This is a genomic window from Thermodesulfobacteriota bacterium (genome assembly GCA_040756475.1).
Lineage (GTDB): Bacteria > Desulfobacterota > Deferrisomatia > Deferrisomatales > JACRMM01 > JBFLZB01.
In genome coordinates, this window is sequence record JBFLZB010000237.1 from 2,769 (window position 1) to 6,376 (window position 3,608).

Annotated in this window: 5 protein-coding genes; 1 reads left to right on the forward strand and 4 read right to left on the reverse strand. The window is 71.2% G+C overall.

Translation table 11 applies throughout. The features are described 5' to 3' along the window. Positions 1–140: 140 nt before the first annotated feature. A complete protein-coding gene (locus tag AB1578_21305) occupies positions 141–701 on the forward strand; it encodes a THUMP domain-containing protein (GenBank protein ID MEW6490435.1) in 561 nt (186 codons plus the stop codon). Positions 702–720: 19 nt separating this feature from the next. Here AB1578_21305 and AB1578_21310 read toward each other — a convergent pair whose 3' ends face one another. From AB1578_21310 to AB1578_21325, 4 genes are all read right to left on the reverse strand, one after another. Beyond that, positions 721–2,349 (reverse strand): methyl-accepting chemotaxis protein, encoded by a 1,629-nt coding sequence (locus AB1578_21310; protein MEW6490436.1) that lies wholly within the window; start codon positions 2,347–2,349, stop codon positions 721–723. 30 nt (positions 2,350–2,379) lie between these two features. Next, positions 2,380–2,841, reverse strand: a complete 462-nt coding sequence (locus tag AB1578_21315) for a rhodanese-like domain-containing protein (GenBank protein MEW6490437.1) — start codon at positions 2,839–2,841, stop codon at positions 2,380–2,382. Beyond that, on the reverse strand, positions 2,842–3,114 hold the full coding sequence (locus tag AB1578_21320) for a rhodanese-like domain-containing protein (GenBank protein ID MEW6490438.1): 273 nt from the start codon (positions 3,112–3,114) through the stop codon (positions 2,842–2,844). Between the two features lie 336 nt (positions 3,115–3,450). Then, a complete protein-coding gene (locus AB1578_21325; protein MEW6490439.1) occupies positions 3,451–3,606 on the reverse strand; it encodes an AzlD domain-containing protein in 156 nt (51 codons plus the stop codon). Between the last annotated feature and the right edge of the window lie 2 nt (positions 3,607–3,608).

Below are 3,608 nucleotides of genomic sequence, written 5' to 3' on the forward strand. Positions count from 1 at the left end.
CTGCGGCTCGCGGCGCCGGACCTCTTCCTCGGCGGGAGCCCCCTGCGCTTTCTCTACGCCGGCCTCATCTTCCTCGCCATGGTCCCGGCGGTGCTCCTGGGGCACTTCGGGGGCAAGCTCGTGTTTCATTGGAAAAAGCGATGACGGCACGACCCGATCCGGTGTCCGACTGGAACGCCGTGGCGTGCGCCGGCGAGGGGGAGTTTCGGGCCGCCCTGCGCCTCCTGGAGCCCTGGGGGGCCGTGGGGCGCACGGGGTACTACAACGTGCTCGCGGTGCGCCTGGCCGACCCCGACGCCTTCCTCGCGGACTTCGCCCGCCGCCTCGAGGCCGAGCCCGGGCTTCGCAACACCGTGAGCCGGATGATGGTGTGCCGGGCGACCTTCGGGTTCCAATCCCGGGAGGAGTTCGAGGCGCGGGCCCGTGAAGCCGTGCTCGTCTGGGCCCCGGCCCTGGAGGGAAAGTCGTTCCACGTGCGCATGCACCGCCGCGGCTTCAAGAAGGCCCTCTCGAGTCTCGAAGAGGAGCACGTCCTCGACGCCGTCTTGATGGAGGCCCTCGAGGCCCGGGGCCGCCCCGGCCGCATCACCTTCGACGACCCCGACGCGGTGGTGGCGGTGGAGACCGTGGGCGGCCGGGCGGGCCTCTCCCTCTGGACCCGGGAAGAGCTGCGCCGCTACCCCTTCCTGGGGGTGGACTGAGGGCCTTCGGTCGGGGCCATCAACCGTGGCTCTCGATCCGAAAGCGTCCGAGGACGTCCTGGAGCTGGGCCGAGAGCCCGGCCAGCCGGTCGGCCGCCCCGGTGATCTCGCCCACCGCACCCTCCGTGAAGCGCGCCACCCCGGCAATGGCCTCCACGTTCTCCACGACCTGCCGCGACACGGCCGACTGCTCTTCCGCGGCGGCGGCGATCATCCGCGCCATCTCCAGGCCCGAGTCGGAGACCGAGAGGATCTCGCCCAGCGCTTCCCGGGCCTGGGCGGCCAGCGCCACGCCTGCATCGGTCTGCTCCAGCCCCTGACGCATGGCGTCGAGAGACCTTCGGGTATCCGCCCGCAGCTTGCCGATCATCCGGGAGATCTCCCCCGTGGCCCGGCCCGTCTTTTCGGCGAGTTTTCGCACCTCGTCCGCCACCACCGCGAAGCCCCGGCCCTGCTCCCCCGCCCGGGCGGCCTCGATGGTCGCGTTGAGCGCCAAGAGGTTCGTCTGGTCGGCGATGTCGTCGATGGTCGTGAGGATCGACCCGATCTCTTCGCAGCTCGCCCCGAGCTCCTCCACGGCGCCGGAGATGGTCCGGACGGTCTCGGCTACCGCCTGCATTCCCTCTTCCGTGCGCCGCACCACGCCCTGGCCGTGCTCCGCCCGCTCCCGCACCCGGCTGGAGACCTGGGCGGTGGAGGCCGCGTTGCGGGCCACGTCGTCGTTGGTGGTGGACATCTCCGCCACCGCGGTGGCGACCTCCTGCACCTGCCGCGCCTGCTCTCCCGCCCCCGCCCGGAGCTCCTGGGCGGTGGCCGCGAGCTGCCCCGCCGAGGAGGCCACCACCTGGCAGTTCTCGGTGGCGTGCCCCACCAGGGTCTGGATCTTCTCCACGAAGAGGTTGAACCACCGGGCGGCCTCGCCCACCTCGTCCCGGGTGGTCACGGGGACGCGCAGGGTAAGGTCGCCCTCGCCCTCCGCGATGTCCCGCAGGCGGTGCTCCAGGTGGCGCACGGGGGTGGCGATGCGCCGCCCGATCCAGGTTGCGATGAAGACGCCCAGCAGTACGCCGGCGGCGGAGAACCAGCCGGTGATGGAGGTTGTCCGCGTGGAGACCTCTTCGATGTGGCCCAGGGTCTCGTACAGGGCGGCGCTGGAGCCCTCGCGCATCGCCGCCAGCGCCTTCTCGAAGCCCTGGAGCTCCGCCGCATACTCATTGCGCACCCGGATGAAGTCGAGCATCTCCTGGTCGATGGCGAAGGCGGCGGCCTCGCGGCCGCGGTCGAAGGACCGGGCAAAGGCGGTCTCGAAGGCCGCCAGGTGCCCCGAGAGGGGCCCCTCCGGAGGAAGGCGGCTGCGCACCGCCGACGCCCGTTCCCGAATCTTCTCGCCGCCGTCCCGCGCCCTCTCCAGGGCCTCCGGGGAGGCGGACTCCGCCGCGGCGGCGAGCTCGAACTGCACCCGCTGGGCGGCGTTGGCGAGGTCCACCACCGCCACCGCGACCTGGAAGTCGCGCTCCTTCACTTGGCGGGTCATGCCCCGAATCTCGCCCGCAGAGCGCAGACCGAACGCCGCGATGCCCACGAGCAGGACCAGGACGACGCCAAAACCGATGAGGAGCTTTGGTGCAATGCGCAGGCGATCGAGCATGGAAGACTCTCCGCGGCGGGTAGCCGCCGCTCACTGGGACGACGTGTCGACCGGCATCCCCTCCTTGAGCCAACGCTCCATGCCGCCCTGGAGTTTGGCCACTTCGGAGAGGCCGCGCGCCGCAAGGTACCGGCCCGCCAGGGGAGATCGGCGGCCGTTCACGTCGAGGACCACCACCCGGCGTTCTCCGGGAATCTCTCCGGCGCGCTCGGTGAGCTGGTCGAAGGGAATGTGGAGGCGTGCGGGCGTCGCGATGCGGTACTTGGCTACCTCCGAGGAGGGGCGGATGTCCAGGAGCACGACGGCCTGCCCGCCGTCCAGGAGCCCCTTGAGCTCCGCGGGCACCACGTCGGGCACGTCGGCCTTGGGCAGCTTCTCGGTGCTCTCCACGGGGTAGCCCGCCTGGATCCAGTCCGGGAGGCCGCCGCGAAAGCAGTGGACGTTGGTGTAGCCCAGGCTCACCGCCAGACTGGCGGCTTCGGGGGCGGCCACTCACTTCATGCCGAGGCAGTAGAAGACGAGCGCCGCTCCCTTGTCGGAGGGGAGCTTGGCCTCGAGCTCGTGGGGCGCGATGTTGACGGACCCCGCGATGTGGAGATCGTTGAACTCGATGCGGCTCAGGGGGTTGACGACGGTGGTCCCCCCGGCGTCCATGAGCGCCTTGACCTGGACCGCGTTGACCTCCTTCCACTGCGCGGCTCCGGCGCTCGCAGCGCACAGGACGGCCCCCAGGGCCATCGCAACGTAGCGGTGATTCCTTTCCATGGCACATACCTCCTCTTTGCACAGGGCGCGGGAGGAATTTCCCAGGCCCTGGAGACGTGATTCCCGGCACCCGCCGGGGCACTGCCACGTATCGGCCTGTGGGCGGGTGACTTTAGAAGGTCTCGCGGCACGGGGTACGTCTGCCCCAGCGGGCGGAGCCGGGAAAAGGGGTGCTCGTCCGGCTCGCGTGGGTTGAGCCGCCGGGGGCGAACCCCGGGGGCCGGGAGCGCGGGGGAGCACGCTGTGCGCCCCTGCGGGTGACACGGCCGCATCGACGAACGCTCACGGGCTGCGCGAACCCTTACGGATCGGAACAGAACCGGAAGAGGCCGGCCCTCACCCCATGAGGCCCGCCAGCCAGTACAGGAGCATTCCCGCCACGACGGTCCCTCCCAGAGAACGGGTCTTCCACGCCACCGCGAGAGTCGGCAGCGCCACCCACAGCTCCCGGCGGGCCAGATCCAGGGCCCGGGGCTCGGGGGAGGCGAGCAGCG